This is a genomic window from Salinibacterium xinjiangense (assembly GCF_014645015.1).
Classification (GTDB): Bacteria; Actinomycetota; Actinomycetes; order Actinomycetales; family Microbacteriaceae; genus Rhodoglobus; species Rhodoglobus xinjiangensis.
Genome location: NZ_BMLC01000005.1, coordinates 51,712 through 78,078, shown reverse-complemented (window position 1 = coordinate 78,078; position 26,367 = coordinate 51,712). Strand labels below are relative to the sequence as shown.

The 26,367-nt window shown below is 62.0% G+C and carries 23 protein-coding genes and 3 pseudogenes; 10 read left to right on the top strand and 16 right to left on the bottom strand.

Features of this window, described 5'->3' with window-relative positions; all coding sequences use genetic code 11:
* Positions 1-266 precede the first annotated feature (266 nt).
* Positions 267-1,487, top strand: coding sequence for a calcium:cation antiporter (locus tag IEW81_RS13605; protein WP_097061091.1), 1,221 nt, complete (start codon positions 267-269; stop codon positions 1,485-1,487).
* A 971-nt stretch (positions 1,488-2,458) separates the two neighbouring features.
* Here the strand turns inward: IEW81_RS13605 and IEW81_RS13600 are convergent.
* The gene (locus IEW81_RS13600; RefSeq protein ID WP_097061092.1) at positions 2,459-3,601 is read right to left on the bottom strand and encodes a glutathione-independent formaldehyde dehydrogenase; all 1,143 of its coding nucleotides are present in this window, start codon (positions 3,599-3,601) and stop codon (positions 2,459-2,461) included.
* A gap of 316 nt (positions 3,602-3,917) precedes the next feature.
* Positions 3,918-4,412 (bottom strand): hypothetical protein, encoded by a 495-nt coding sequence (locus IEW81_RS13595; protein WP_097061093.1) that lies wholly within the window; start codon positions 4,410-4,412, stop codon positions 3,918-3,920.
* Between IEW81_RS13595 and IEW81_RS13590 the strand changes: the two are divergent.
* Positions 4,399-6,009, top strand: a pseudogene (locus IEW81_RS13590) (CaiB/BaiF CoA transferase family protein). The gene IEW81_RS13595 and the pseudogene IEW81_RS13590 overlap by 14 nt on opposite strands.
* Here IEW81_RS13590 and IEW81_RS13585 read toward each other — a convergent pair.
* Complete coding sequence (locus tag IEW81_RS13585) at positions 5,942-7,429, bottom strand: PucR family transcriptional regulator (RefSeq protein ID WP_097061094.1); 1,488 nt, start codon at positions 7,427-7,429, stop codon at positions 5,942-5,944. The pseudogene IEW81_RS13590 and the gene IEW81_RS13585 overlap by 68 nt on opposite strands.
* Between IEW81_RS13585 and IEW81_RS14720 the strand changes: the two genes are divergently transcribed.
* From IEW81_RS14720 to IEW81_RS13570, 4 genes and pseudogenes are all read left to right on the top strand, one after another.
* Complete coding sequence (locus IEW81_RS14720) at positions 7,331-7,870, top strand: aminotransferase class III-fold pyridoxal phosphate-dependent enzyme (protein ID WP_308421921.1); 540 nt, start codon at positions 7,331-7,333, stop codon at positions 7,868-7,870. The two genes, IEW81_RS13585 and IEW81_RS14720, sit on opposite strands and share 99 nt — an antisense overlap.
* Positions 7,857-7,955 (top strand): annotated as a pseudogene (locus IEW81_RS14585) (acyl-CoA dehydrogenase family protein); the annotation flags it as partial. The gene IEW81_RS14720 and the pseudogene IEW81_RS14585, both read left to right, overlap by 14 nt.
* Positions 7,956-8,005: 50 nt before the next feature.
* Positions 8,006-9,376 (top strand): NAD-dependent succinate-semialdehyde dehydrogenase, encoded by a 1,371-nt coding sequence (locus IEW81_RS13575; protein ID WP_097061096.1) that lies wholly within the window; start codon positions 8,006-8,008, stop codon positions 9,374-9,376.
* Between the two features lie 68 nt (positions 9,377-9,444).
* Positions 9,445-10,959, top strand: coding sequence for an APC family permease (locus tag IEW81_RS13570; RefSeq protein ID WP_229671414.1), 1,515 nt, complete (start codon positions 9,445-9,447; stop codon positions 10,957-10,959).
* A gap of 337 nt (positions 10,960-11,296) precedes the next feature.
* Here the strand turns inward: IEW81_RS13570 and IEW81_RS13565 are convergent, their stop codons facing one another.
* Positions 11,297-12,421, bottom strand: coding sequence for an amidase (locus IEW81_RS13565; protein WP_218840028.1), 1,125 nt, complete (start codon positions 12,419-12,421; stop codon positions 11,297-11,299).
* Positions 12,422-12,812: 391 nt separating this feature from the next.
* On the opposite strand from IEW81_RS13565, the pseudogene IEW81_RS13560 reads away from it, so the two are divergent.
* Positions 12,813-13,919 (top strand): annotated as a pseudogene (locus IEW81_RS13560) (IS256 family transposase); the annotation flags it as partial.
* Positions 13,920-14,613: 694 nt separating this feature from the next.
* On the opposite strand, the gene IEW81_RS13555 reads toward IEW81_RS13560, so the two are convergent.
* From IEW81_RS13555 to IEW81_RS13535, 5 genes are all read right to left on the bottom strand, one after another.
* Positions 14,614-15,480 carry a polysaccharide deacetylase family protein gene (locus tag IEW81_RS13555; protein ID WP_097061098.1) on the bottom strand — a complete coding sequence of 289 codons (867 nt, stop codon included), beginning with the start codon at positions 15,478-15,480 and terminating at the stop codon, positions 14,614-14,616.
* Positions 15,477-16,448 carry an agmatinase gene (speB, locus tag IEW81_RS13550; RefSeq protein WP_097061099.1) on the bottom strand — a complete coding sequence of 324 codons (972 nt, stop codon included), beginning with the start codon at positions 16,446-16,448 and terminating at the stop codon, positions 15,477-15,479. The genes IEW81_RS13555 and speB overlap by 4 nt, the downstream gene beginning before the upstream one ends.
* Before the next feature lie 64 nt (positions 16,449-16,512).
* Positions 16,513-17,298 (bottom strand): SDR family NAD(P)-dependent oxidoreductase, encoded by a 786-nt coding sequence (locus IEW81_RS13545; protein ID WP_097061100.1) that lies wholly within the window; start codon positions 17,296-17,298, stop codon positions 16,513-16,515.
* Positions 17,298-18,008, bottom strand: a complete 711-nt coding sequence (locus tag IEW81_RS13540; RefSeq protein ID WP_229671413.1) for an SDR family NAD(P)-dependent oxidoreductase — start codon at positions 18,006-18,008, stop codon at positions 17,298-17,300. The genes IEW81_RS13545 and IEW81_RS13540 overlap by 1 nt, the downstream gene beginning before the upstream one ends.
* The gene (locus IEW81_RS13535) at positions 18,005-19,525 is read right to left on the bottom strand and encodes an amino acid permease (protein WP_097061101.1); all 1,521 of its coding nucleotides are present in this window, start codon (positions 19,523-19,525) and stop codon (positions 18,005-18,007) included. The genes IEW81_RS13540 and IEW81_RS13535 overlap by 4 nt, the downstream gene beginning before the upstream one ends.
* A 114-nt stretch (positions 19,526-19,639) precedes the next feature.
* On the opposite strand from IEW81_RS13535, the gene IEW81_RS13530 reads away from it, so the two are divergent.
* Entirely contained in the window at positions 19,640-21,133 is a 1,494-nt protein-coding gene (locus IEW81_RS13530) for a PucR family transcriptional regulator (RefSeq protein ID WP_097061102.1), read from the top strand.
* Positions 21,134-21,399: 266 nt separating this feature from the next.
* Positions 21,400-21,708, top strand: coding sequence for a hypothetical protein (locus IEW81_RS13525; RefSeq protein ID WP_097061103.1), 309 nt, complete (start codon positions 21,400-21,402; stop codon positions 21,706-21,708).
* A gap of 80 nt (positions 21,709-21,788) precedes the next feature.
* Here the strand turns inward: IEW81_RS13525 and IEW81_RS14715 are convergent, their stop codons facing one another.
* The 7 genes from IEW81_RS14715 to IEW81_RS14830 form a co-directional block, all read right to left on the bottom strand.
* The gene (locus tag IEW81_RS14715) at positions 21,789-21,956 is read right to left on the bottom strand and encodes a hypothetical protein (RefSeq protein ID WP_282432092.1); all 168 of its coding nucleotides are present in this window, start codon (positions 21,954-21,956) and stop codon (positions 21,789-21,791) included.
* A gap of 53 nt (positions 21,957-22,009) precedes the next feature.
* Positions 22,010-22,714: a DUF4396 domain-containing protein gene (locus IEW81_RS13515; RefSeq protein WP_218840030.1), complete on the bottom strand. Its 705-nt coding sequence runs from the start codon at positions 22,712-22,714 to the stop codon at positions 22,010-22,012.
* A gap of 687 nt (positions 22,715-23,401) precedes the next feature.
* The gene (locus IEW81_RS13510; RefSeq protein WP_097061105.1) at positions 23,402-23,713 is read right to left on the bottom strand and encodes a hypothetical protein; all 312 of its coding nucleotides are present in this window, start codon (positions 23,711-23,713) and stop codon (positions 23,402-23,404) included.
* Positions 23,714-23,808: 95 nt separating this feature from the next.
* A complete protein-coding gene (locus IEW81_RS13505; RefSeq protein WP_097061106.1) occupies positions 23,809-24,189 on the bottom strand; it encodes a BlaI/MecI/CopY family transcriptional regulator in 381 nt (126 codons plus the stop codon).
* A 437-nt stretch (positions 24,190-24,626) separates the two neighbouring features.
* Positions 24,627-25,061: a DDE-type integrase/transposase/recombinase gene (locus IEW81_RS14840; RefSeq protein ID WP_486666776.1), complete on the bottom strand. Its 435-nt coding sequence runs from the start codon at positions 25,059-25,061 to the stop codon at positions 24,627-24,629.
* A gap of 54 nt (positions 25,062-25,115) precedes the next feature.
* Complete coding sequence (locus tag IEW81_RS14835) at positions 25,116-25,505, bottom strand: IS3 family transposase (protein WP_486666777.1); 390 nt, start codon at positions 25,503-25,505, stop codon at positions 25,116-25,118.
* Complete coding sequence (locus IEW81_RS14830) at positions 25,448-25,795, bottom strand: transposase (RefSeq protein WP_486666778.1); 348 nt, start codon at positions 25,793-25,795, stop codon at positions 25,448-25,450. The genes IEW81_RS14835 and IEW81_RS14830 overlap by 58 nt, the downstream gene beginning before the upstream one ends.
* Before the next feature lie 188 nt (positions 25,796-25,983).
* Here IEW81_RS14830 and IEW81_RS13495 point away from each other — a divergent pair, with 188 nt between their 5' ends.
* The gene (locus IEW81_RS13495) at positions 25,984-26,127 is read left to right on the top strand and encodes a GPGG-motif small membrane protein (protein WP_179691862.1); all 144 of its coding nucleotides are present in this window, start codon (positions 25,984-25,986) and stop codon (positions 26,125-26,127) included.
* The last annotated feature ends 240 nt before the right edge of the window (positions 26,128-26,367 follow it).

The following is a 26,367-nucleotide window of genomic DNA, read 5'->3' as shown; positions in this document are numbered from 1 at the left end:
CCGCAGGCCGCTACTCCGGAGTCTTGCGAGGCGGTTATTGGCGAACATCCAGCGCCCAGAATCGCCCAGAATAAAGTAGGACGGTTGATCCAACGAAGGATGTTGATCCTGCCAGCACTGAGCGCGCAGGTCTTCATCACCGCACTGCTCCCCCACTACAACATCGGGTATCGTTCATTTCGTGGATGCGTGCTGCGTTCATGCGCCACGGGACGACCTCGGATGCTGCGGTTTAGAGGGGGACGACCTCCGATAAAGGCAGGCTCATGTCCACAGAGCACCACGCGGATTCTCGAACTCCCACCGAGGCCCGCTCGAACGACAGCTGGCGGGCGTTACTGAGTCGATCAACGACGATGACCCTTGCGATCGTATGGCTAGTCTCGATCGGTGTCCTGACCTTCGGCCGTGACCTTATCGCGCACCCGCCGAATGTGGCAGTCGCGGTGGGTGTGTTCCTGATCGTGCTCGCGGCGATCATGGTCGCCGCGTTCGGAGTCGTTCACCAGGCAGAGAATCTGGCCCACAAACTGGGAGAACCGTTCGGTACGCTGATTCTGACGTTGACCGTCGTCATCATTGAGGTGGTCCTCATTTCCTCGGTCATGCTTGGGCCGTCTGGATCGTCGACGATCGCGCGCGACTCAGTCTTTGCCGTGATGATGATCATCATCAACGGGGTCATGGGTGTGTCCCTCCTCTTCGGCGGTATGAAACACGGCCCGCAGCGCTACAACATGGAGGGCGCATCGGTCTATGTTGCGATGATCGCCGTATTGTCGCTGTGCACACTCGTGCTGCCAAATTTCACGGTGTCTACCTCCAACGGGAGCCTGGTGCCCGCGCAGGCCATCACCATCTCGGTACTGGCGGCGACACTCTACGGGTTCTTCATCTACCTGCAAACAGGCAAGAACCGGGCATTGTTCACCCAGCCGAGCCATGCCCAGGCGATCTTCGGAAGCGTCACTACCGCCAATACTCCCGAAACCCGCCCTGACTCTGGCACGGCCGCTGTGGCCAGCATCGGCAGAGGCGAGCTTGTCCGGCGGGTGCTGCTGCTGGTCGGCACTATCCTGCCGATCGTACTGCTCTCCCACGACCTTGGGATCCTGGTCGACGCTGGTATCACCGCCACGGGTGCCCCAGTCGCGTTGGGCGGGGTGATCATCGCGATCATCGTCTTCACACCAGAGGCGATTACCGCGGTTCGGGCGTCCCTCGCTGACGAAGGCCAACGCACCCTCAATCTCGGGCTCGGAGCATTCGTGTCCACGGTCGGGCTCACCATCCCGACAGTGCTCATCATCGGTCTATCGACGGGCCAGGAGGTCATCCTCGGGGAATCGAGCGCAAACATGGTGCTCATCGGAGTGACACTGGTAACGAGCATCATCACCTACTTCTCGCCGCGCACCACAGCCCTCCATGGAGCTGTCCACCTGGTGCTGTTCGGCATGTTCGCCATTCTGCTCTTTGCCCCATAACTCTTTCGATCTCCGTGGAGTTCTTCGATCTCAGTCGATCCCAGTCGTCCTCAGTCGAGCGAAATTCCCGACCCAATCGAGATTCGACTCAGCCGCCCGCCTGATGCTGCGCGGAAGCGCCCCAGGTTTCTTGCTGCTCCTATGCCGGTCGCGGCTCTCTGCTGAGGGCCGCGTCGTGGGCCTGCGGTGCGACCGACCATCGCAGCCGTCTCCCGTCGCCCACAGGGCCCCTCAGGAATGAGTCTGCGTCGTCTCCCGTCTGCGTCGTCTCCCGTCTGCGTCATTTCCCGTCTGCGTCATTTCCCGTCTGCGTCATTTCCCGTCTGCGTCATTTCCCGTCTGCGTCGTCTCCTGTGTGCGGTTTCCACGACACTCGTCCAGCGCGGGTCGCTGATCACGCCCAGGATTTGTTTCTCGATGCCTATTGGGACCACCACGACACCACCGGTCCGTGCTCGATAAGTGCGCACGGCGACTTGGTGACACAGCTCGACCAGAATCCGACAGGCCGATCAATGCACGTGTCCTCCGGCCCTCATCGTGTCGATGAAACCCATCATCGACGGTTGCGGCGACGAGCCTCCCCCACGAAGAAACTCGTCGCCGCGCGCGAGATCACAACGTCCCACTGAAACGCGCGTCCTCTGTTTTCAACCGTTTGGTTTCCGCATGCTTGACCGAAGCCAGCTGCTCGCGAGTCCCGTCATCGCTATTGGCTTGCCGCACATGCTGCCGCACGGATTTATGGCCGACTCAAACCTGTCGAGCGACGGCCGCTGACGTCAACGCGGGCCTTGCGACCGATGTTCCTATACGCCGCACTGCTCGGTCACGAACACCTGGATCGATATTCTTCGGCACGGAGACACATCCATACGACTCGAGGGAATGCGGCATCACACCCGGAGCGCGGTGCGGTGCGGTCGAGGCGGTGCGGTGACTGCGCATCCGCGCGGTCTTTCGAGATAGGCCTATTCGGGCTTGAGGATTACCTTGGTCCAACCGTCAACGCGATCTCCGAAGTTCTTATAGGCATCCACAGCCTTGCTGAGGGGAAGCTCGTGAGAAATGATCCACGACGGCTTGGCCTTACCCACGGCAATCAGATCTCGCAATTGCCGATTATATTTCTTCACCGGGCACTGCCCGCTGCCGACATTCTGGCCCTTGAGCCATTGAAGACCGTAGTCGATGGCGATCTTGCCCTGCTTCGCGTTCGCGTCGATGCCACCGGGATCTGCCGGCAGGAAGACACCGACAACACCGATGCCGCCAGTGAAACGCACGGACTGGATCAACCGGTTCAGTGTCAGGGCCGGATCCTCGGTGCCCTGTGGGTCGTGAGCCTGATAGCCCACACATTCACAACCCCGGTCGGCGCCCACGCCATGCGTCTGGTCCAGTACGAACTGAACCGGATCGGTTTTGGAATCGTCGACGGCGATCGCGCCGATCTGCTCGGCGAGAGCCAGCCTGTCGGGACGCCGATCCACGACCATGACCTTACTCGCGCCCTTGATGATGGCAGACAGTGCAGCCATCAGCCCGACCGGGCCCGCACCGTAAATCACCACAGTGTCACCGGGGATCACGCCTGCCATCTCGGTCGCATGGTAGCCCGTCGGGAATATGTCCGAAAGCATCACGTAATCGTTTTGCTTCTCTACTGCGTCTTCGCCCAAACGCAAGCAGTTGTTGTCGCCGTAGGGTACACGCAGCATTTCGGCCTGCCCCCCGGAGTACGGACCCATACCAGCGAAGCCATAGGCGGCGCCCGCGGCACCCGGGGCCGGCTGTGTGGTCGTGCAGTAGTTGGTAAAACCTCGCTCGCAGTTCTTACAGAACCCGCAGGAAATATTGAAAGGCAGCACAACCTGATCGCCGACCTTCACCGCGTCGACACCGTTACCAATCTCGATGACCTCGCCCATGTTTTCGTGACCGAACGTGCGTCCGACCTCGAAATTGGTGCGTCCCTCGTACATGTGCAAGTCGGAACCGCAAATGTTGGTTGTGGTTATACGCACGAGAACGTCAGTAGGACGCTCGATCTTGGCATCCGGAACCTCTTCAACGCTGACCTCATTGGGGCCCTTATAGACGACTGCTTTCATTTCTCTTCACTCCTTAAAAGATCATGACAATATCGACGGAAGGTCCGTCTGTATCGTCTGAGGCGTGCGAAGGATTAATGCCCGGACACCCTGGGGTTGCCCGGGATTTCGCTTACTTCAGGTCTATCACGTCCCGTCGATGTGGACATTGACGTTGACATTTGATCCCTCAACACGGAAGATCAGCGAACGGAAAAGCTATCTGTTCAGTTGTTCTGAAACGCCAAGTCGTAATGCGAAAAGGTTTCTTTGGTCGCTGGTATTAACCAGATTTCGAAGCTCCGGAAATCGCAAGCTCACTTGCTTGCCGTGGCGATTATCGACATTTGCGGTACTCGGTTGTACCGAGCCCGGATGCCCCGATGGCCGGCCGGGACGCGCGAGGTCGGAGCGCCCGCGCGGGAATACTCTTGGGGTCGTCCGCGGGCTGAACCCGCCTGCAGTTATCGACGAGGATCCGATATCTCGTGACCGCGAGCCGGTACTCGCCGAGCCATAGGAGAAACAGCTGAGCTGAGGCGTCAACACGCTTGATCTGTATGTTGCTGGTGCGCACGAGAAACTCCTCGAATGCGCCCGGTCCCTTCATCGCCTCCTTGGACAATGGGCGGAACCCGATCGTCTGCAGAAGGAACTGAAGCTCCTCGATGAGTTCCTGACTAAGTATGCGGACGCTACGGTGTCGGGGGTCAAGACTGGTCGTCCTGCAGTTCGTGAGCACCTGGTTCTTCTCGCCTTCGAAGGCTGAATCAACCGTTGCCGCTGGCAGGGAAGTGCACTGGTGCCATGTCTCGCCGATGAGTCTCGCCATAACAGCACCCTCGTCCGGTTCCTCGCCTGTCCGGGGCTGCGCTGGGGTGAGTCACCACCCAAGTTCACGATTCCCACGACTCCCGAGTGCCCTCTTCGACCGAATGTTTCGCAAGGGGCAACGAGGCAGGGCCGCCTCCAGCGAGCTAGACCAGGGTCGCGAAGGCCATACGCGTCACACTAAACGTCCTGGGCGAGCGGACGCAGCCCAGCTTCCCCCCGGCCAGCACGAACCGCCAGCTATGTTGGCGCCACGGCAACTGTGCGGCATCGATTCGAACGCGCATGCCGCCAACCCCGATGGAGGATTTCCCGTGACCTCGAGCCCCGACGCCGATGCGACGCCAGCAGGCCCGCTGAGTGGTGTCGTCGTCGCAGACTTCACACGTGTGCTCGCCGGCCCGCTGGCCACCATGACGCTCGCCGACCTCGGCGCCCGGGTCATCAAGGTCGAACGCCCCGAGCGTGGCGACGATACCCGCGAATGGGGTCTGCCATATTCGGCGACCGGCTCGACCTACTTCGAGTCCGTCAATCGCAATAAGGAATCGGCCTGCCTCAACCTCGCCGACCCTGCCGACATCGTCCGTGCCACCACCCTCATCGCGCGCAGCGATGTCGTTGTCGAGAATTTCAAGCCCGGGATGATGGCATCCATAGGTCTGGACTACGAAACGGTCAGTAAGGCCAACCCCCGGCTCATCTATGCGTCGATCTCCGGTTTCGGTTTCGGTTTCGGTTTCGGTTTCGGTTTCGGTTTCGGTTTCGGTTTCGGTTTCGGTTTCGGACAAGCATTGCTCGGTTACGACTTCATCATGCACGCACTCGGTGGCCTGATGAGCATCACCGGACCTGTGGACGGCGATGCCCAGAAGGTAGGCGTCGTGCTCGTCGACGTCCTGGTCGCGAAAGACACGATTGCTTGCATCAGCGCAGCGCTCTTCGCCCGAGAGCGCACAGGCGCAGGCAGTCTGCTCGAGCTCAATCTGCTCTCAAGCCTGCAGGGCGTGCTTGCCAACCAAGGGTAGGCGGTGCTCGGAGCCGGCGTCATTCCGCGGCGGCTCGGCAACGCGCATCCCTCGATCCGCCCCTATGAGAGCCTGCACTGTGCGGATGCGCGGATCATCGTCGCATGCGGCAACAACGAGCAGTTCGCCCGCTTCGTACAGATCATCGGTGTGCCTGAGCTTGCGAGCGATACCCGCTTCGCCACGAATGCACAGAGGAGCAATCGGGTCCTGCTTGTACCGGCGCTCGAACTGCCGCGCCGCACACGAACAGCGGGTGCCTGGCATCCGCTATTTGCGGCGGGTGGCGTGCCATCGGGTATCATCGGCACGATCGCCGACGGACTCGCCCTCGCCATCAAACTCGGGCTCGACCCGACCATCGAGGTGCACGATGCGTGGGCGACGTGCTGGGTGCGCAGATTCGTCACCCCTTCGAGTGGACACCGCCGCTCGCCCGCCACAACCTTCCGCCGCCCGAGCTCGGCGAGCACAGTGCGAATGTTCTGGAGTGGTTCGACTCTTAGTCGGCCCGCAGCGCGAGCCAGAGGTGCGCGGCAGAGTCTGGGTCATCGAGGTCGGCGCCAATAAGTTCGCTGGCGAGCGCGATTCGGTTGCGCAGCGAGTTGCGATGGATGCCGAGTTGGCGTGCCGCACGCTCCCAGTTGCCGCGGTGCGCAAGGTAGACGCGCACCGTCTCTACGAGGTCACCACGGGGCTGGGCGGCGAGCGTCTCGATCCACCCGGTCGCCTGGACGTCAGCGGCGGCGAGGACGGTGAGGGATCCCGGCGTCCCACCGCGGCACGCACGGTCGAGATCGGCGAGCACGACGGACAACCGCTCGAGGGGCACGGCGGTGCCCAGCGCCGCAGTCGTGGTGGGTCGCCCGATATCGACGCTGCCGCTCTCGCCTTTGCGCGCACTCTCGCCGTCATCCAGCACCACAAAGATCGTGCCGTCGATCACGCACCGAATCGGCGACCGCGCCACACTGAGCTCGAGCCACTGCGGCACCCCGGCCAGCGCGGCGACGGCTAGCGCCAATTCGCTCGCATTCAGCCCGGCGGTGCCCTCGCCACGCACAGCGAGAACCCGGGCAAACGCCCCAACGCGCAGCGCGGGCAGTTCGGTGAGCACGACTCGCGCGGCGGCGATGTGGCCAGTGAACAGCAGCGTGGCAACCGTCGCGGCGAGCTTTGCCTCGGCCCGCGATCCGTCTTGGGCACGCTGGACGGTGAGCGAGAGCAACATGCAGGAGGTGAGGATGAGCTGCCGATCCGCCTTCTGCAGGCGCCGACCGGAACCGACCGCGAGATAGCCCACGCGGCGGCGTCCGACCATGATCGAATGCTCAACGACATCGGCGCCGTTGAGGGGGAAAGTCGCCGACGAGATAGTCTCCACACGAGAAAAGCGAGCCATCTCTAGTCGAAGTTGCGGCATCAGTTCGCGAGCGCCGACCGGCCAGACCGTTTCGGTCGACCCGTCGGCAGGAACGTACGCTGCCCATCCACCGAGTCCCTGCGCGAGAGAGCCGAGGATGGCCTCGGTCGGATGTGCTCGTGTTGCCGCGGTGGACAGGGCAAGCTGCAGGCCGACCCGTGACGCGATCTCGCTCTGTTCTGTTTTACCGACCAGCTCCCAGTACCCGCGGGAAACGTGCATGAACGGCACGGCGCGGGGCACGAGCAGGAGCGGGAGTCCGCGGCGCTCACACGCCTCCAGCAGCGCAGGGCTTACCTCGTCGGCCCCCTCACCGAGACCGAGACCGAGCGCCGCGATCTTTTTATCGACAAGCCTCTCGACGTAGGCATCGACTGCCTCCAGCGGTGCGCCCGTGATGGGTATGCCCGTGGTCAGCAGCAACTCACCGCCCTCGAGATAGGGAGTCGGGTCGGTCAACTCCGAGATGTGCACGCCCGAGAGCGGCGTTGCCGGTACGGCAATGTCGTCGCGCGTGAGCCGCAGCTCGCCCGCGAGACGGTTGCACAGCTGCTTCAGAGTCACCATATTAGACAGAATATCCTCACGGGTAAACTATTGTGCAAAACATCTTTTAAGGAGTGCCGGTCACGTCGATATTTTAACTTTGTGATCAATAGCGCTGTGCGTGTGCTCCAATCCCGCTCCATCACGACGCCGTTCCCCGGCCCGCGCTCGGTCGCACTTCACGCGGAGCGGGTCGCCAATGTCAGCGCCGGCTTCGGCGTGACCCTGCCGATCTTCGTCGAGCGAGCCGAAGGCGGCATTCTTCAGGACGTTGACGGCAACCGCGTCATCGACTTCGCTTCCGGCATAGCGGTAACGAGTGTCGGCGCCACCAACCCTTTGGTGCAGGCATGCGGTATCGAGGCGACCATCCGCGAGATGCTAGAGCCTCCTGTGCACACAGTCGATGCCGTCGCTGAGGTGCGCGGTCGTGGCGCGATGATGGCGATCGAACAATCTTGAGAGCGTTCGCACCTATGAAGGCACCGATGAGGTGCACACCCTAGTCACCGGAAATAACATCACCGGTATTCCCGCTTCCCGATGACCCCCGCATTCGGCCCGCACGACTCTCTACCCATCCTGACAGGAGTACTCATGAGCACCTACATCGTGACCAATCCCGCAACGGGAGGCACCGGCTTCCACCCGGCCGCCACCACTGACGCCGAACTGAGCGAGTATCTTGCCAGCGCGGATGCCACGCACCGCACCTGGTCGCACTCCACCTCCATCGCGGAACGCTCTGCGCTACTGCAACGTGTCGCTGAGCTGCACCTGGAGCGCCGTGAGTCGCTCGCCGACATCATCGTGCGTGAGATGGGCAAGCCTGTCGAGCAAGCGCTCGGCGAGGTTGACTTCAGCGCGGCGATCTATTCCTACTACGCGGACAACGGCGAGAAATTCCTCGCTGACGAGCAGATCGAGCTGCTCGACGGTGAGGGCTCGGCGTTCATCCGTCGCTCCTCCCTCGGCACACTGCTCGGCATTATGCCGTGGAATTTCCCCTACTATCAGGTCGCCCGTTTCGCCGGTCCGAACCTCGTGCTCGGCAACACGATCCTGCTCAAGCACTCATCGCAGTGCCCCGAGTCAGCCGCCGCGATCGAGACGATCTTCCGCGAGGCCGGATTCCCGGATGGCGCGTATCGCAATATCTTCGCATCGACCGAGCAGGTCTCCGGGCTCATCGCCGACCCCCGCATTGTCGGTGTCTCTCTCACCGGTTCAGAGCGCGCGGGGGCGGCGGTCGCCGAGGTTGCCGGACGCAACCTCAAGAAGGTCGTGCTTGAGCTCGGTGGCTCCGACCCATTCATCTTGCTGAGCACCGATGATTTGGATGCTGCGGTCGCCGCCGCCGCGGCCGGTCGCCTGGACAACAGTGGCCAGGCGTGCAACGCGGCGAAGCGGTTTATCGTCGCTGACGCGCTCTACGACGACTTCCTGGACAAGTTCACGACCGCCGTTCTCGGCACCGTTGCCGGTGACCCTACTCTCTCGGTAACCGAACTCGGGCCGCTCTCGTCCGTGTCCGCGGCCGACACCCTCACCGAACAGCTCGCTCGGGCCGTGGCTCATGGCGCGACGATGTCTGGCACCGGCATTCAAGACGGTGCGTGGTTCTCGACCGCCGTGCTCACCCACGTCACCCCCGAGAACCCAGCCCACGCCGAGGAGTTCTTCGGACCGGTCGCCATCGTCTATCGGGCGGCAGATGAGGCGCAGGCGATCGAGATCGCCAATGACACCCCATTCGGACTTGGCTCCTACGTATTCACGACCGACCCGGAGCAGGCGCTGCGCGTCGCGGATCAGATCGAGGCCGGGATGGTCTTCGTGAACGGCGTTGGTCTCGACAGCCCGGAGCTTCCCTTCGGGGGGATCAAGAGATCCGGCTTTGGGCGCGAACTCGGCCGCTTTGGCATGGAGGAGTTCGTGAACCGCAAGATGATCCGCGTGCTCCCCTAGGGGCGCGTGGTCAGCACCACAGTGCGCACAACGCTGTACGCACTCGGCATCTATAAGAAAGGCTCGAATTGTCTTCACAATCCAGCTCAACACGGGACATCAGCGATAAGGAACACCTCAGTGTTCTCGGCTACGAGGACTCCTTCCACCGCTCAATGTCTCTGTGGTCTAACTTTGCTCTCGGGTTCACCTACCTGTCTCCCCTCGTCGGCGTGTACTCGCTCTTCGCCGTCGTGCTCACGATCGGCGGCCCGCCGTCGATCTGGTGGATCGTGCTTGTCGGCGCTGGTCAACTGCTCGTCTCCTTCGTCTTCGGCGAAGTAGTTTCGCAGTACCCGATCCACGGCGGCATCTACCCGTGGACGCGTCGCCTCTGGGGCCGACGCTATGGATGGATGGCCGCGTGGGTTTACATCTGGGCAATGATCGTCACCATCACCGCTGTTGCCGAGTACGGGTCCGGCTTTGCCGCGAGCCTCTTTGGCATCGAGGTGACCAGCACGTCAACGTTCCTCATCACTCTTGCGTTTTTGCTGGTCGCCTTCGCGATCAACTTCTCGGGCACGAAGTCTCTCGCTCGCGTGGCGCGTATTGGCCTCGCCTCTGAACTGATCGGTGTAATCGGAGTGGGGCTGTACCTGCTCATCTTCCAGCGCCATCAGAGCTTTGCTGTGTTTTTCGATTCAATGGGTACCGAGAACGCTGGCAACTACGCCACGGCGTTCCTCGGTGCGGCGCTCGCGGGCCTGTTCCTTTTCTATGGCTTCGAAGCCTGCGGAGACGTGGCTGAGGAAGTCGAGAGCCCTGCCAAGCGGATCCCGTTGGCCATGATGATGACGATTCTCGTCGGTGGCGTCTCTGCGCTGTTCGCCTTCGGCGGTTACGTACTTGCGGCTCCGAACCTGGCCGACATCGTGTCTGGCAAAGATGGCGACCCTATTCCCGGGATCCTCAACGCGAGCCTCGGTATCGTCGGTGGCAAGATCTTCCTTGTTGTCGCCCTCACCGCATTCCTTTCCTGTGTGCTGAGTTTGCAGGCCGCCGCAAGCCGGCTGCTGTTCTCCTTCGGCCGTGACGGAATGCTGCCAGGACACCGGTGGCTGTCCAGGGTCTCGCCAAGCACGAAAGTTCCAACCAACGCGCTCATCGTTGCGTGCAGCGTGCCCGCCACCTTCGCGTTGCTTGTGTATTTCAACGGAAACCTGCTCGTTCCGGTCACGGCATTTGCGATCATCGGTATCTATATCGCGTTCCAGATGGTGGTGCTCGCTGCCCTCCGTCAACGCATCAAGGGGTGGCGTCCCGCCGGGCCGTTCAACCTCGGAACCGCGGGATACGTCATCAACGTTGCCGCCCTCGCGTGGGGTGTGTTCGCTGTCATCCTGCTTGCCATTCCCGGGTCGAGCGGGGACTTCGCTGCTGACTGGGTGGTGCTTCTGGGTCTCGGCGTGGTGTTCGGCACTGGCCTGATCTACCTGCTGGTGGCGCGCCCCGACCGCAAGTCGGATGCGCCATCCGGAGACGCGATTGAGGTCGCGGCGAAGCTGCGCGCGCACGCCGCGAAGATAACCACCCAGGTGTAATCCGAACAGAAAATCGGCCCCTAGTCTCTCCTCTTCGGCGGGGCGGCAGGGGGCCTTTTCTTTTTGCCAGACCGGCTCAGGCTCGGCGGCTTCCAACCGCATCATCGTCGAACTCGGTAGCGACGCGCTGCCACGGCCGAAGCCGTTCCAGCTGCAGCGCGACGCTGAGAATCAGCGCTTCGCTGGCGGCATTCTCACGTGGTGGCGCGACCAGTTGAACGCCGAGCGGAACGCCTGCGGTAGCGTGCCATCCGGCCGGCACACTTGCCGCTGGCCAGCCGAGCAGGTTCCAGGTGGCCTGATAGGGCGCATAGCGGATGTTCGACCAGATGTTTGCTTACCAGCTTTTGCGGTGCCATTCGATGGCTTTCGGGCCCGGCGTTGCAAGGGTCGGCGTGATGAGCAGGTCGTAATCGCCGAAGAAGGCCTCTACAACGGCGCGGTGGCGATCGACGGGCTCCGATCGCAGCATCCCTCGGCGTTTCACAAAACCACCGAGACGCACATGGGTGCGCACACGACGATCAAGTGCGGCGAGGTCCAGTCCAATCGCGTCGCTGTGGGTGCCTGCGAACCACCGCATCAGCAGCGGCAGCGGATTGGCGTCGTAAGGGAATGCGACCTCGGTGACATGGTGGCCGGCCGAGCGCAGCGCCTTCCCAGTCTCATGCACTGCGCGTGCCCACTCCGGGTCGACTCTCACGAGCGCGGAGGGGCATCCCGGTGCGATGGCGATCCGTAGCGCCTCAGTGGGCTCTGTCGTGGCAGCGAGTTCGGGGCGTCCGGACATGACGGAGAGAAGCAGGGCGGCATCCATTACCGTCGTGGCCAGCGGCCCGTTTTCGCTCATTCCGCCCCAGGCATCAACGCCGATCTCTTGCGGAACCACACCGGGCCCAGGTTTGATGCCGACCAGGTCGCAGTTGCCTGCCGGTCCGCGAATCGAGCCCATTCCGTCGTTTCCGTGGGCGATGGGCACCAAGCCGGCGGCGACCGCCGCTGCTGAGCCGCCAGACGAACCGCCGAGGGTTCGGAAAAGATTCCAAGGGTTTCGGGTCGTGCCAAAGACGGAGTCGGTTGTGCCGAACACGCACAACTCCGGAGCCCGGGTGATGCCAATGATGATTGCGCCCGCATCGCGCAGTCGCGTCACGATGGGGTGGTCGCGTACCTGCACATCTGCGCTTGTTGCCGCGGAGCCGTCCCGCATCGGCTCGCCCGCGACCGGGATGTTGTCCTTGATCGCCACCGGAATACCGGCGAGGGCAAGGTATGCCCGATCCGGTCGTGCGTCAACGGCGGCGGCTTCGGCAAGCGCCATATCCTGGCGCACCAGCTGAAAGGCGCCCAGTCGTGCGTCATACCGATCGATCCGGTCGAGGGCAGCACGGGTCACATCGACGGCGCTGAGGGTGCCGGAGCGCACATGAGCCGACAGATCTACAGCGGTGGAGAGGGCCATGCTTTTCATTGTAGGAGTCCGGAGGCAAGCGACCATGAGTTCTAGTGGCCGCCCACTGGCCGAAACTAGTGGCCGCTGAAGCCGACGTCGGCAATGAACTCGGTTGAATTCGCGGGCCGTTCACTACCGTGGATTTTCTGGATTGCTTCACGTCACAAATGCGTCTTTATCCGCGAGAGGCCTGCGCCCGTCAAGCTTTTGAGACACTCTGATGGTTTTTTCTTTTAAGCCGCAGCCGTGTGGCGGCGGTCGCTGTGAGCAGCCAAAGGGTTGCGTCCCGGGTGGTGGTGTGATTTCCGGGTTTCGAGCATACGATCGTCGACGTGAGGAACCACCGTGTGATGGTCAGTTAAAACCGACTAAAGATCTCACGACAAGGACTCAACACACGATGGCTCTAGACGAGTGTGCCCTGTTTGAACTGCTCGCCCAACCGAAACTCACCGATGTCACCGACCGGATTCGGGTCGCGACGGAGACGCTCTATCAGGAGCTGATCGACGCGGAAGCGACCGCGTTCATCGGCGCGAGCACGTTCGAACGGACGAGCGAACGCACCACCCATCGCAATGGAACTCGTCCGAGGACCTTGACGACCACCGCCGGAGAACTTGATCTGCGGATCCCGAAGCTGCGCGCGGGGAGCTTCTTCCCCGCGCTACTAGAACGACGCAGATGTATCGACCAGGGCCTGTTCGCCGTGGTGATGGAGGCTTACCTTGACGGCGTCTCGACCCGCAAGGTCGACGACCTCGTAAAAGAGCTGGGTGCCGATACCGGAATATCGAAGTTCGAGGTGTCGAGGATCTGCGCCGGTTTGGACGCGGAGGTGGCCCAGTTCCGTGACCGGACCCTCTCGACCCTGGACTACCCGTATGTGTTCCTCGACGCGACCTATGTCAAAGCCCGAGTGAACCACCGCATCGTGTCCCAGGCGATCGTCGTCGCCGTCGGAGTTGCCGCCGACGGGCGCCGCGAAATGCTCGGCTTCGACGACGGAGACACCGAGAACGAAGGCTTCTGGACCGCATTTCTGCGGTCGCTGAAGGTCCGCGGATTGGACGGGCTGAAGCTGGTCATGTCGGACGCCCACTCCGGGTTGAAGAAAGCCATCAGCACCGTGTTCCAGGGAGCGAGTTGGGAGCGATGCCGCGATCACTCCATGCGCAACGTCCTCTGTGTCGTATCAAAGGGCAGCCCGGACATGGTCGCCTCGATCATCCGGACCGTCTTTGCCCAGCCCGACCGGGAACACATCCACGCCCAGCCCGACCGGGAACACATCCACGCCCAGTTCGACGAGGTCACCAGGATGCTGGCCCGCTCCCATCAGAAGGTCGTCACGATGCTCGACGACGCCCGCAATGACCTCCTCGGGTTCGCCTGCTTCCCGCAACGACATTGGCGCCAGATCTGGTGCACGAACCCGCTGGAACGGGTGAACAAGCAGATCAAACGCCGCACCGACGACGTCGGTGCGTTCCCCAACCCCGCCGCCGAAACTAAAACCACTGACCCGCACGGTGTTGAGAAACTCCACCACTCAGCGAGACGCTACCGAAGCCAGCCATCACCTCGCCCGTTATCAGCAGAATGCCGTATCGGTCGCAGAGGGCCCGCACCCCGCCAGGTAGCTTGGTGGGCGAATGAGGATGGCAGTCGTGCCGGGTGCCGACTCGAGCAGCACGGACGCGATCGAGGAGAGCCCTCGCTCTGGGTCATGCGCCCGAGGTGGCGCAACACACATTCGCCTTCCTATTCGGGTGTGGCCGCCCAGAACTCGGTGCGGTAGAGGTAGGGGCAAAGAAGTGCACGGGGCCGCGTGAATATTCGCTCGGGATGCGGCGGCCTCGCCGGTCGCCACGACCTCGGCACCGGTGTTGGCATGGTGGGAACGGTAAGCCGATAGAACCCCGTCCCGCCCGGTCTGCAACCCGGCCATCCGGATCGGATTCTCGATCGCATCCGCACGCCCGCGAGCCCAGTCGGCCGGAAATCACGAGCGGCTCGGGGGCGCCCTACGCGGATCTCCCATGGAGCACGAAGGCACGGTCGAGTTCGACCGTGCAGCAGACCCGTGCGCTGGTCGGGCCCCATCGCTGCCGAGACGTGACGGTGTTGCTATTCACGAACATCAGATTTTTTTGATGGAGGGCTACCCGAGGCGGTCGTGAACCCGTGGCTTCGGGCGGTCAGAGTTCCGGGCGGACGATCGACCGCGGGGTGAGGTCCAGGCTTCGGGTGTGCATGGCGATTTCCTCGAGGGAGGCTACCCAGACTCCCTTGGTTGCCATGACCTCAGCCATGAGCTCGCCCAGGTGCTTGGCTCTTCCCGGGCGGCCCGAAAGGAAGGGATGATTCGTGAGCACCCAGCATCCACCCTCCTCGTGGAGCCCCTCGAACTCGCTGGTCCAGAGTTCACGTGCCTTGGCGGGCGTCTCGATCAGACCGCTGCCAGAAATGTCGGGGAGGAAGCAGTACTGTTCCCAATCGTCAAGTGCCCACTGGATAGGGATTTCGACGATTGACTTCTCGGAGCCCGGCACGATCGAGAGCTCGTAGGGAACGTCCGCGTCCATCAGGCTCGAATCGTAGAGAAATCCCCGTTCTGACAAGAGTGCCGGGGTCTCCCAGGAGAGGTCCCACATCGGGGCGCGGTAGCCAACCGGCCGCACACCGGCGACCTCGGCAAGAGCCTCCAGCCCCCGGTCGAGGTTGGCGATCTGGCCCGCAAGATCGATGGCGCTTGGCTGCTCGTGCAGGTAGCCGTGATGTGCGATTTCATGGCCGGCGCGGGCGATGTCGCGCACAACTCCCGGATACCGGTGAGCGGTATACCCCGGGACGAAGAAGGTGGAGCGGATCTGATGGTGATCGAGCAGTGCCAGTAACCGCGGAACTCCGACAAGCGGGCCGTAAGCCTGATGACTCATCACGCTCATTCGGCCCGCGTCCTCCGGTGCATTCCAGAGCACCGCCGACTCTGCGTCCACATCAAAGGTGAATGCCGCAGCGGACTGTTTTCCGTCCGGCCAGCGGATCGGGTCTGCGGCCCTCATTCGCCGCGCTGCGCAGACATGATCGTGATCAATTCGTAGGCGAGATTGGCGGCCGCCACGGCCGTGATGGCCGCGTGATCGTAAGCCGGGGACACCTCGACGATGTCGGCGCCGACGATCCGGTGATGACGGAATCCTCTCAGTACCTCGAGGAGCTCGCGGCTTGTCATACCACCGGCTTCTGGAGTTCCGGTGGCGGGCGCGAACGCCGGATCAAGAACATCGATGTCGATGGAGATATAGAGCGGAGCGTCGCCGACCCGCTGTAGAACCCGCTCGAGAATGCCATCGACTCCGATGCGGTCAAAGTCGCGGCAGTGAACAATCGTGAAGCCCAGCTTCTCGTCATCGGCGAGATCCGCCGGGTCGTAGAGCGACCCTCGGATTCCGACGTGAGCCGAACGGTCTTTGCGGATCAGGCCTTCCTCCGAGGCACGGCGGAACGGGGTGCCGTGCGTGTATGGAGCTCCGAAATAGGTGTCCCACGTATCCAGGTGCGCATCAAAATGCACCAGGGCGACCGGGCCGTGTTGAGCGTGAACAGCGCGGAGCGCCGGGAGGGCGACGGTGTGGTCGCCGCCGAGGGCCAGAACCGCCCGGCCACCCGACATGAGCTCGACCAGCCCCGCCTCCATCTCTCCCAGTGCCTCCACTATGTCGAAGGGGTTGCAGTCGATGTCGCCAGCATCGACGACCTGTGCGTCAGCGAATGGCATCGAGCCGAGAGCGGGGTTGTACGGGCGCAAAAGGCGGGACGCCTCACGGATCGACGAGGGGCCGAAGCGTGCTCCGGGCCGATAGGTGACTCCCGCGTCAAAGGGAATGCCGACGACCGCCACGTCGAAATCCGGAACATCCTCGCGTCGGGGCAGCCGGGCGAATGTGGTCAGGCCGGCGTAACGCGGAGACTTCTGGCCGTCTATCTGGCCCACCGGCAAGCTTCCGCCGCTGATCTCAGGGGTGTTCATCGGGTACTTCTTTCTGTCTATCGTGTTGGCGCGAAGTTCAAAGAGCAAATAGCCATAGGAATTTTCACGCCCGTCCTCTTGTCGAGCCGCCATTGACCTGCACCACCTGGCCGATGATGGCGGAGAGTCGGAAATCGCAGAGCAGCGCGACGGCGGCCGCGATTTCGCGAGCCGTGCCGATTCGTCCGAGAGGAATCTCGTTGGCATAGCTCTCCCGCATCTCCCTGAGGCTGATTCCCGCGCTTCGCGCATCGACCTCAAGCTGCGGGGTGTCGGTGACGCCGGGTGCGACCGCGTTGACGATGATGCCCTCGGGTGCCAGTTCACGGCCCAGCGTCTTGACCAGCGAAATCAGCCCCGCTTTCGAAGCGGAGTACGCTGTTGCCTCCGGCCACCCGGTCACGCCCCACTCGCTGGAGATGACCACGATACGTCCGGCTCCGCGCCTCCGCATCCCCGGTAGGACGGCCTGGATCAAGTGGAAGGTCCCGCCGAGGTTCGTCTCGATGATTTTCCACCACTCCCCCGGGTCAGCTTCCAGGAATGGCGTCATCGTCATGAAGGCGTGGTTGGCCACCAGGATGTCGACCGCGCCGAGCTCCTGTTCCACCCGCTGCACCAGGGCCCGCACCTGCTCCGGGTCGGACACATCGCCGGGCACGGCGACGCTGGAAAGCTCAGCAGCAAGGGCGGTCAGCTCACTTGAGGCTTTACGGTCGTTCACGGCGATGGTGGCACCGGATGCGGCGAGTCGGCGCGCATGCGCCGCCCCCATGCCCTGCGCCGCGCCGGTGACGAGGACGACCTTGCCTTCGAGATCAGGGTATGACCGGTCTTTTCTGTCAGACATCAGATCACCGCTCCGGCGTTGGGGTTGAGGGTCTCTCCGACACAGAAGGTTCCCTCGTCAAGCAGGAACGCGATGCAGAGCGCAACTTCATCCGGCGAAGTCAGCCTCCCCAGCGGGAGGGAAGCTAAGTATTCCGGCGCGCGCCAGGGTGAGTCTGGCGCGAGCAGCGGGGTATCCGTCGGGCCCGGTGCGACGGAATTTACTCGAACACCCTGGGGCGCGAACTCCGCGGCGAGGCTGCGCACGAGACCCAGTAGCGTGCCCTTTGCCGCCGCATAGTGCGCATCATTCGACCCGCCACCGATGGCTAGTTCGCTCGTGATAGCCACGATTGATCCGGTGCCCGCCATGATCATTCCCGGTAGCACGGCACGACTCAGGTTCACGAATCCGCCGACATGCACGGCGAGCATTCGTCGCCACTTATCCAGGGTGATCTCAGACACCGGGAGCATCTCGTAGTAGCCGGCCGCGGAAACAGCGGCCCCGACCGGCCCGAGTTCCTGCTCAACCTGACTGACTGCGTTGCTTACACTCTCCGAATCAGACATATCGAGGCTCAGGTCAAAGGAACAGTGTGACGAGGGCCTGAGGTCGAAACCAGCAACCGCCCAACCCCGGGATTCAAGTTCCGCGGCAGCGGCCGCTCCAATACCGCTCGCAGCGCCCGTGACAATCGCCACCCTGCGCCCCGCTGGAGGCATCGTCATGAGTATTCCCGCTTGAGTTCCGGAATTCCTTCTTCGTCCGGGACCTCTCCCTCCGGCTCGGCCTCCCCGGCCATCCGGAATTCGACTCCGGTGACCACGGGGATCGCCCTGCGAACGACCAGGAAGATCGCCGTTCCCACCACGCTCAGTATGAGCATGGCGATCCAGATTGACCAGTTGAGAAATGCCTCGGTGAAAAAGGGGCGGGGCCAGGCGATGTTGAGGAATTCGAAGGCAACCCATACCAGTGCGATCACAGCGACCGGGAGCGACGCCTTGCCAAGCGAGAACGGGCCGGCGCGCCACCGCCCGCGGAGATTGACGAGAACGAAGCCGACGAGAGGGAACAGGAACGAGAGAAAGAATCCTCCGGAGGTGAAGTTGAGCATAAGCGTATAGACATTTTCCGCCACATTGCTGAGGAGGAACAAAGCGGCGCCGACCACCATGGTGATCAGGAGGGGTCCCACGGGCTGGCGCTGCTTCCGGCTCAAACGAGACAGCATCTTCGAAGCCGGAAGAGCATTATCCCTCGCGAACGACCAGATCATCCGTGAGGCCGAGGTTTGCAGCGCCAGGAAGCTGGCCAGGAATCCGATGACGAAGAGGACTTCGACGGGCTTCGCAATCTGGCTCCCGAGCTGTGAGGTCAGCGTGAAGTTCACGGGATCCGCGACACTGCCGCTGCGCACGGCGTCGAGATCCGGCACGGCGAGGATGAGCGCGAGGCTCGTGTACATGACAACCACGGCGATGAAGATGAGTGCAAAAAGGATCGCCTTGGGGAGGTTCTTTCGCGGCTCGCTGACCTCCTCGGCGATCGCGCCCGCACTCTCGAACCCGACAAATGAGAACCCGATGAACACCATCGCGAGCAGGAATGGCCCGCTGAGGGAAAGGTATCCCGTTCCCTCAGCCAGGCCGATGCTTCCATCGAACAGAACGCCGATGGGGTTGCGTTGGTGGAAGAACAGCAACCAGGTGCCGAGGCCGAGGGAGCCCACGATTTCAGCGATGATACTGGCGACCATGAAAACCTTCAACGCCATCCGGCCGGCAAGGTTCACGATCGTGCCGAAAACCAGAACCACAAGAGCAATCCACGCCTTCTGACCGCCGGTGGGGTTATCGATGCCAATGACGTTGGCGATGAAACCCGCGGCAGCAATTGCGACGGTAGCCATGGCGATGAGCAGGGTCCACATGTACGCCCAGCCGGCAAACCAGCCGAATGTCTTACCTCCGAGTCGAGCGGACCACTGATAAATCGACCCCTCGATCGGCCAGCGCGAGACCAACATCGCGAAGACAAGGGCAACGAGAAGCTGACCACCGAACACGACAAGAAAGCCCCACCAGAATGACGGACCGGCGAGCGACAGGGCTACCCCGAAGATCCCATACAGCGCCACGATCGGCGAGATGAACGCGAAACCGAACGCAAACGATGAGAAGAGGTTGAAATCCCGCTTGAGGGTAATGCCCTGGGTAGCATCGACCGTTTCGAACTGGGTCATGGTGGTCTCCTTTGACTCCGGTAATTATCGAGTGGCACCGCAAGACCCGGCAGCTTTCCGACACAAGTTCGGACGAACCGACCAGAAGTTCTGGATAAATTGTAGGAAACTACAATGAATTTATACTCTCACCTCGTTTTAGGGGTGTTATCCGGATATTTTGGCGTGGAGGTAGTGGCAGTGGCCAAGACAATTGCTCCAGCATTCGGTCTGGAACTCGGACAACTCGTTGAGGTGGCGGCGCTTGGGCTTCGGCTCATCGTTGGCTCCGAGTGGGCCCTCCCTCGAGTCGTCAGCTGGGCACACGCCACAGAAATGACCGATGCCCGTCCGCATTTGCGCGGCGGTGAACTTGTTTGCACCGTGGGGTCTGCCCTTCTCGATTCTGCCAGTTGCACCAGATTGGTTGAGGCTGTCCATGCAACCGGTTCGGCCGGAATCTGTCTCGGCATTGGCGAGGTACACACTCAGATTCCGCGGGCGCTCATCAAAGAATGCCGGCGGCTCTCGGTGCCACTCATCCAAATGGCTCACGGAGTTCCTTTCCTCGCGATCAATGATGTTCTGGCCGAGGCGCGCATTCGCGCGCAAGCAGGCACCAACCACCGGAATGCAGAGTTGGTCAGCACGTTGCTCGCGGCCCTTCGTAATAGCGCGCCAATTGAGGACATCCTGACCCTGTGCAGCACAGCTCTCGGGGGTTCGCTGAAATACCAGGTTGCGGATGCGACCGGGGAGCCGCTGCCCAACGCAACGCTCATCGCGATCGCGGATGACGATCCTGGCTCCGTGTCCATCACGACAGCGGAAGGAAATCTCCTCGCATGGACGGGGTCATCTACTGCGCCCGAAGTCGACGTACTCGGCCAGATCAGTAGGATCCTCGAAATCGCCAGGCATGAGAAGGACGATCACGAGAATCAGAACCGGCAACGCATTGGCCAGTTATTCGCCTTGGTCGCCGCGGGACTTGCGGATTCCGCTGCCCTTATGCCGGAATTGCTGACAGCAGGCCTTGTCGGAAAACCGCTGACGATCTCGGCGTGGCCCGCGGAGACCGCATCCCTTCTCGCCGCGCACTTACCCGGCGCACTCATCGCTGACGCCCCCGAAGCGACCTTCGTAGTCACGACTGGCTCCGACCCTGTTTACGACACGGCCCGCGATCTCGGCTTGGTCTGCGGGCACGGAAGTCCGGTTGAGGTGTCCCAGATTTCCCGTGGCATCGGGGAGGCTCGCGCAACACTCGGTCTCGCACGCCGTCTCGGCAAGGTTGCCGGTCCGGAGAGCCTGACCACTCTCACGGGCCTTCTCGAGCAACAGCCCCCCGTGAGGCTCGTTCCGTTCATCGACCAACTCATACGGCCGCTGCTGGACCACGACACACGCCGCGGAGGTCAACTTCTGGCAACGCTCCGCACGTTCCTCGAACAACAGGGAGCGCTGCAGTCGACTGCGGATCTGCAATATCTTCACGTCAACACGGTTCGTCATCGACTCGCGCGGATCGCTGAGATCGTTGGCCGGAACCCCTTGGATGACAGCGACCGGGTCTCTCTTTCCATCGCGCTGTGGGCCTTCGACCGATCGCGACGGTACATCTCCTGATGGTGGAGCCACGACGTTCTCAAAGCAAACACGATGGTGGCGGCAACTGGAAAGAAGGTCGATACAGCCAGCAGGCCATTTCTAGTTTTCATTTCCATCCTCTCATCGTCTGGAGAACCTGACCCAAGAGTGTGTGTAACCCGTAACCCGTAACCCGTAACCCGTAACCCGTAACCCGTAACCCGTAACCCTCGCTTGGTTTCGCCGCACCTGAGCACTAATGTCGATCTATCACTCGAAGCTCTGGCGACAGCGATACTGGGGGTATGCGTGTAGAGATCCTTCATATTGATGAGTGCCCAAACTGGGTCGAGGCAGGGACGCGGGTCGAAGCAGCCCTCGCCGAACTCGATCGTGGCGACATCGAGGTGGCGTATCGCCTGCTGGCGGACAGTGCCGCGGCGGCAGCGGTTCCGTTCGCGGGTTCGCCGACGATTCTTCTTGATGGTGTTGACCTGTTCCCCACGGTTGGGCGCACCTCCGATTTAGCCTGCCGCGTTTATCGCACTGACACGGGGTTCGCAGGTGCTCCCACCGTTACCCAGCTTGTCGGGGCAATCCAGGAGCACGCCTGATTCCGATGGGCGTCCGGGTGTCGGTGTCCTTGCGTTTACGGCCGGTTGTGTTTGCGGCTGATCGTGTCTGCAGCTGATTGTTACCTCTGGGTCTGGGCGAGGCGCCAGTAATCGGTCCCGGTTCCGATGATGGTGCCGTCGAACGTAAGCCGGTCAACGACGGCGGCGCCGAGCCTGAGCCTGAGCCTGAGCCTGAGCCTGAGGACGGTACCGATGATGCGCACGAACGTGAACGGATCCTCGGTCATGTGCCGAGCAAGCTACGATCCGGGACCCTCGATCACATCGCTGCGGAATATGACTACGTCGTGCTCGCCGGGATCGGATCGGCGACGTCAGGGAGGCGGGCCTGGCCGGAGTGGGCCGCACTAGGGCCACGTCGGGCGAGGACTCTCACGACCGGATAGGCAGTGATGAAGCCGAGAATGTTTCCGATCTGCATGAGGAGGAAGAATCTGATGTCAGAAGGCGGTGGCATGAAAGATGAAAAATGCAGGAAAATCATCCAGCCACCCATGCCGACGTCGAACGCGAGAACGATGATGGCGGCGGTGAGGAGGGCGCGGCCCGTATTGAGACCGGCCACGAACTTCTCAAAAAGAAACAGGAGGGCGATAGCGAGGAGGGCGATGGTGATGATCATCACCCACAGGTCTGTTCCGGCTATGGTCAGGCCGCTGGTGACGACGAGCGGTACACCGATGAAATGCGCAACCGTAGCGGCGGCACCACCGGGGGTTCCATCGGTGAACGAACGGCCCCACCCGCCCTGGATGGGAGAAGTCGTGAGCTCGCGGACCTTTGCGCTGTTGGTGCGGCCCCATTTGTAATAGGCCAGCAGCGCTACCGGGCCAAAATAGAGAGCAGTGATGGCCCAGATAGCTTCCATCGCCTTTTTGTCCTGGCGAAAGCCGCGGCTGTGGACGTCATAAAGGATGACCGCAGCACTAATCACCCCTACGGCGACAAATAGCCAGGCAACGGGATAGAGATAGTCCGGCACCATAGACTCCATCGAACTCATACCAGCTTCTCATTTCCACACGATGTCGGTCGGCCCGCGCGTTGCGGATGCCAAGCTCCGATCGTACGTAGTTGGAAGACGCGCCATTCCACTTTTTACCGTTGGGTGGCGAATTCGCAGCAAATTCAGCGGCACGTACTGTTGGCGCCTGGTGCGGATCACCGCAGAGCTTTTCGGTGAACCTGTCATCTTCGGCCGATCGTTCAGGCGAGCCACAAGCCACTCCCGTTGCAAGATCCAGATGGCGCTTGTCACCGTGCACGGAGACATCGCTCCAGCAGCGGACGCTGAGGCGACAATGCAGAATAACGGCAGGGTCAGCACGACACCGACTCCTCGTGCTGTCCCCGCAATCCTTTTTTCATCAGGGGGCCCAGCCGGGCCGACGAGCCTCCGGACGCGGCCGGCGGCGGAACCGCCGCCGGCTCCACGGGCGGCGTCATCCCTCGTTCCGCCGACCGCATCAACGCTGCAGCTGCAGCTGCAGTCAACCTTTCGCTGCTCCGGGCTGCGGTGTCATCGGCCGACATCTCCACCAGACGTGCGAGGGTGCTGAGTGCCTCATGGACGGCGTCACCTCTGGGAAGGGCCCGCTATAGAGCGTCGACCACAGCCCGACCCGGCAGGCAGTAAGCGGCAGCCGATTCGTGCTCGACCACGAGTGCATCGTCATGATGATGCGGCCGGGCGATGAGGCTCAGGGCTTGCACGTGTGTTCCACAAGCGCATCGACCGGGTCAGCCCCAACGCCAGGCAGTAGGCGACTCCCCCGAGCACGACGAGAACAGCGATGGCACCCGCGGCACTGACGATGGCGCCGGCAGGGGTGAAGCACCGCTTACGAAGGGCCATCGCACAAGCCTCGATCAGCAATGCCAAATCCGTAATCCACGGGATCGCCGGAAGCGCGAGAGCCAGGCCGACGAGTGTCACGATCGACAGCAATGAAAAACTCGCCGCCTGCCGCATCGCGATATCCATGTTCGGTGACCGCTCGAGCTACGGGCTCCGGCGTGGCAGAGCCGGGCCAGGCACAGCCCCGAGCACGGCGAAGATAATTACCGCGATCGGAGCAGTCATGGTGTTGGGTCGGGAGCATTCTTCTCGTGTCCATCAAGCGCCGCACAGAGACTGGCCACCTCTGCGGGTGGCATTTGTTCGAGGAAGTGCAGGAACGTGGCCGTTGTGTTGGCGCTGCCGGCTAGAACATCACCCATCAACACTGCGGTGAACTGTTCACGCGTCACGGCCGGACGGTACACATAGGCGCGCCCATCTTTTTCAGGAGTCAGTACGCCATTTCGATGCAAATTGTCCATGACAGTCATCACAGTTGTATACGCCAGCATTCGATCGCGTCGAAGATCCTCCAGGACTTCACGCACCGCCACAGGCTGGCTCCAAGACCACAAACGGTCCATGACCGACTGTTCCAGAGTGCCTAGCGGGCGTGTCATTTTCCGTCTCCGTTGTGCCTTCGTGTCCGACCGCGATGGCCGCTCCCACTACCGTTCATAGTAGCGGGGTGGGGTTCAGCCAGTCCGTTGGTGGATGGCCCTGAGGTGGCAGCTCGCGCATATAGTCGCCCGTAATCCCGGCAACATTTCCGTCTGGCGAAGGTCAGTTCATCAGGACAGACAGCGCCCTGAGTGTGCTCGGCGGGTTTCTGATAATTGGTCGGTGCTCGTTGGTGTTCTCTGAATTGAACAGCGCTGGCATCTTTTCGGGGCTTCGCTTCGAGGACCCTCTTCGTTTTGCACCCGACGTGGTGTGACTACTCAAATGCCTCGCAACCGATCGGAATGACTATGTCAACCAGGTGACCACGATGCCCGGCCGATCGCATCCGAAGGGGTCTGCTGTCGGTTTGGTTGACTCGTCCTGTTTGGGGTTTTCAGGCCGCGTGACCGGCTTGTGAATTGATTATCTCGAACTCGATCGGGGTGAACGTGCCGAGTCCACGTTGGCGGCGCCGACGGTGATAGATTCGCCCGATCCAGGTCACCATCGCGAGCCGAAGTTCCTGCGGGGTGCGCCATTTCCTCTTTTTGGGGACGTTCTTCTGCAGCAGGGCGAAGAACAACTCCATCGCGGCGTTGTCACCACACGCGCCGACCCGTCCCATCAATCCGGCGATGCCCTCCTGGCGGAGCAACTCGACAAACATCCTGAACTGAAATTGTGATCCGCGGTCCGAATGCAGGATCGTTCCGTCGACATCGCGGAGGGCGACCGCGTTGCGCACCGCCGCCACCGCGAGCTCCGCGGTCATCCTCGAATCGATCGAGTAGCCGATGATCCGGTTCGACCACAGGTCTTGATCGCGCACAAATACAGCTTGCCCTCGTCGGCTTGGATTCCAGTGCTCGGTCATGTCGGTCAGCTACAACTGATTCGCACGCTGCGCGGTGAAGTCGCGTTGCACGAGGTCGTCACGGACAGGAGGGCCGGCTTTGCGATTCAGGCCGCGTTTCTTCGAGAAGCGCGACCAGATCCGCTGCTGCGAGCACAGCCGCCACACACGCCGCTCCGACGCCGCAATGCCAGACTCCGCCTCGATCTCGTCAGCGATGAACCGATGCCCGAAGCCGGGCTCATCGCCATGAATGGCGAGGGCCGCATTGATCAGGTGGGCGTTGTCCCAGTCGCGTCGCGACCCCGGATTCCTCCGCCAGACGAAAAACGCCTGTCTGGAGAAGCCCAACACCCGGCAGGTCACCGCGACCGGAATCTTCCGGTCGGCGGCCAGTTCGAGGACCAGCGGGAACCCCATTTTGGGAGCGACGCCTGCGACCAATATGCGGCCGCCCGGCGGAGAATCTCGTTCTCCTGCTCCAGCAGCCGGATCCGTTTCTTTACCTCCCGCAGCTCGGCCGCATCAGCCTGCGTCACCCCGGGCCGGTTGCCGTCCTCGAAATCGACCAGTTTCAACCAGCGTTGCAAACACCATTCGGAGATCCCGAAGTCCTTCGCCACTCGGGCGATCGGGGCGCCATTCTTCCGAGCGACCGCAACCACGTCGCGACGGAACTCCAAAGGAAAAGCTTTCGGCAGACTGATCATCCCTTCGTGAGAACCGAAATCTTCGCAAACCAAAAGTCAATCAAACCGACACCAATCCCTCCCACCACCACGAAATTCTGGATAAAACACAGTGGTCAGAGACCGGGAAGGGGGTACGTTCGCTTCAACAGACCGAAAACCGCTGTGGGCGTACGGCCCGTCGGCGCTGAATGAAATGGAGCAACACCATGGCAACAATTCTCTGGGTCATTGCGGCAATCCTCATCATTTCAGGTATTGTCGCGCTAGTTCGACGCCAAGTTCTCTGGGGTATTGTGCTCATCGTCGTGGGACTGCTGGTCGGCCCAGGTGGTGTGAGCCTCTTCACGTGAAACCGCGGATCGAGTAGCCGTTTCAGGGCGTGGCGGAGATCCGGAACGGTTCCGGCGTCAAAGATCCACTAACGCTCTTCATTGCCTGAGTTCTACACGTCGTCGAGGACGCCATAGCTTTTCCCGAAACTTGCGATCGCTTGGCGGTGCGGCATCGACCGGTTGCATAGGGCTCGCTTCAGTCGTGGACTGCTGTCGGGTGGGACTGCTGACGGTTTCGGTTACTGGTTTGTTTAGGCC

Excerpts from the sequence above, each read along its gene's own strand:
- IEW81_RS13565 (WP_218840028.1), bottom strand. The coding sequence starts at position 12,421 with ATGGCCCTCTCCACCGCTGTAGATCTGTCGGCTCATGTGCGCTCCGGC.
- IEW81_RS13605 (WP_097061091.1), top strand. The coding sequence starts at position 267 with ATGTCCACAGAGCACCACGCGGATTCTCGAACTCCCACCGAGGCCCGC.
- IEW81_RS13525 (WP_097061103.1), top strand. The coding sequence starts at position 21,400 with ATGCGTGTAGAGATCCTTCATATTGATGAGTGCCCAAACTGGGTCGAG.
- IEW81_RS13600 (WP_097061092.1), bottom strand. The coding sequence starts at position 3,601 with ATGAAAGCAGTCGTCTATAAGGGCCCCAATGAGGTCAGCGTTGAAGAG.
- speB (WP_097061099.1), bottom strand. The coding sequence starts at position 16,448 with ATGAACACCCCTGAGATCAGCGGCGGAAGCTTGCCGGTGGGCCAGATA.
- IEW81_RS13585 (WP_097061094.1), bottom strand. The coding sequence starts at position 7,429 with ATGGTGACTCTGAAGCAGCTGTGCAACCGTCTCGCGGGCGAGCTGCGG.
- IEW81_RS13510 (WP_097061105.1), bottom strand. The coding sequence starts at position 23,713 with ATGGATATCGCGATGCGGCAGGCGGCGAGTTTTTCATTGCTGTCGATC.
- IEW81_RS13530 (WP_097061102.1), top strand. The coding sequence starts at position 19,640 with ATGAATTTATACTCTCACCTCGTTTTAGGGGTGTTATCCGGATATTTT.
- IEW81_RS13555 (WP_097061098.1), bottom strand. The coding sequence starts at position 15,480 with ATGAGGGCCGCAGACCCGATCCGCTGGCCGGACGGAAAACAGTCCGCT.
- IEW81_RS13535 (WP_097061101.1), bottom strand. The coding sequence starts at position 19,525 with ATGACCCAGTTCGAAACGGTCGATGCTACCCAGGGCATTACCCTCAAG.
- IEW81_RS13545 (WP_097061100.1), bottom strand. The coding sequence starts at position 17,298 with ATGTCTGACAGAAAAGACCGGTCATACCCTGATCTCGAAGGCAAGGTC.
- IEW81_RS13595 (WP_097061093.1), bottom strand. The coding sequence starts at position 4,412 with ATGGCGAGACTCATCGGCGAGACATGGCACCAGTGCACTTCCCTGCCA.
- IEW81_RS13505 (WP_097061106.1), bottom strand. The coding sequence starts at position 24,189 with ATGACACGCCCGCTAGGCACTCTGGAACAGTCGGTCATGGACCGTTTG.
- IEW81_RS13540 (WP_229671413.1), bottom strand. The coding sequence starts at position 18,008 with ATGACGATGCCTCCAGCGGGGCGCAGGGTGGCGATTGTCACGGGCGCT.
- IEW81_RS14830 (WP_486666778.1), bottom strand. The coding sequence starts at position 25,795 with ATGATCAGTCTGCCGAAAGCTTTTCCTTTGGAGTTCCGTCGCGACGTG.
- IEW81_RS13515 (WP_218840030.1), bottom strand. The coding sequence starts at position 22,714 with ATGGTGCCGGACTATCTCTATCCCGTTGCCTGGCTATTTGTCGCCGTA.
- IEW81_RS13495 (WP_179691862.1), top strand. The coding sequence starts at position 25,984 with ATGGCAACAATTCTCTGGGTCATTGCGGCAATCCTCATCATTTCAGGT.
- IEW81_RS14835 (WP_486666777.1), bottom strand. The coding sequence starts at position 25,505 with ATGGGGTTCCCGCTGGTCCTCGAACTGGCCGCCGACCGGAAGATTCCG.
- IEW81_RS13575 (WP_097061096.1), top strand. The coding sequence starts at position 8,006 with ATGAGCACCTACATCGTGACCAATCCCGCAACGGGAGGCACCGGCTTC.
- IEW81_RS14715 (WP_282432092.1), bottom strand. The coding sequence starts at position 21,956 with ATGACCGAGGATCCGTTCACGTTCGTGCGCATCATCGGTACCGTCCTC.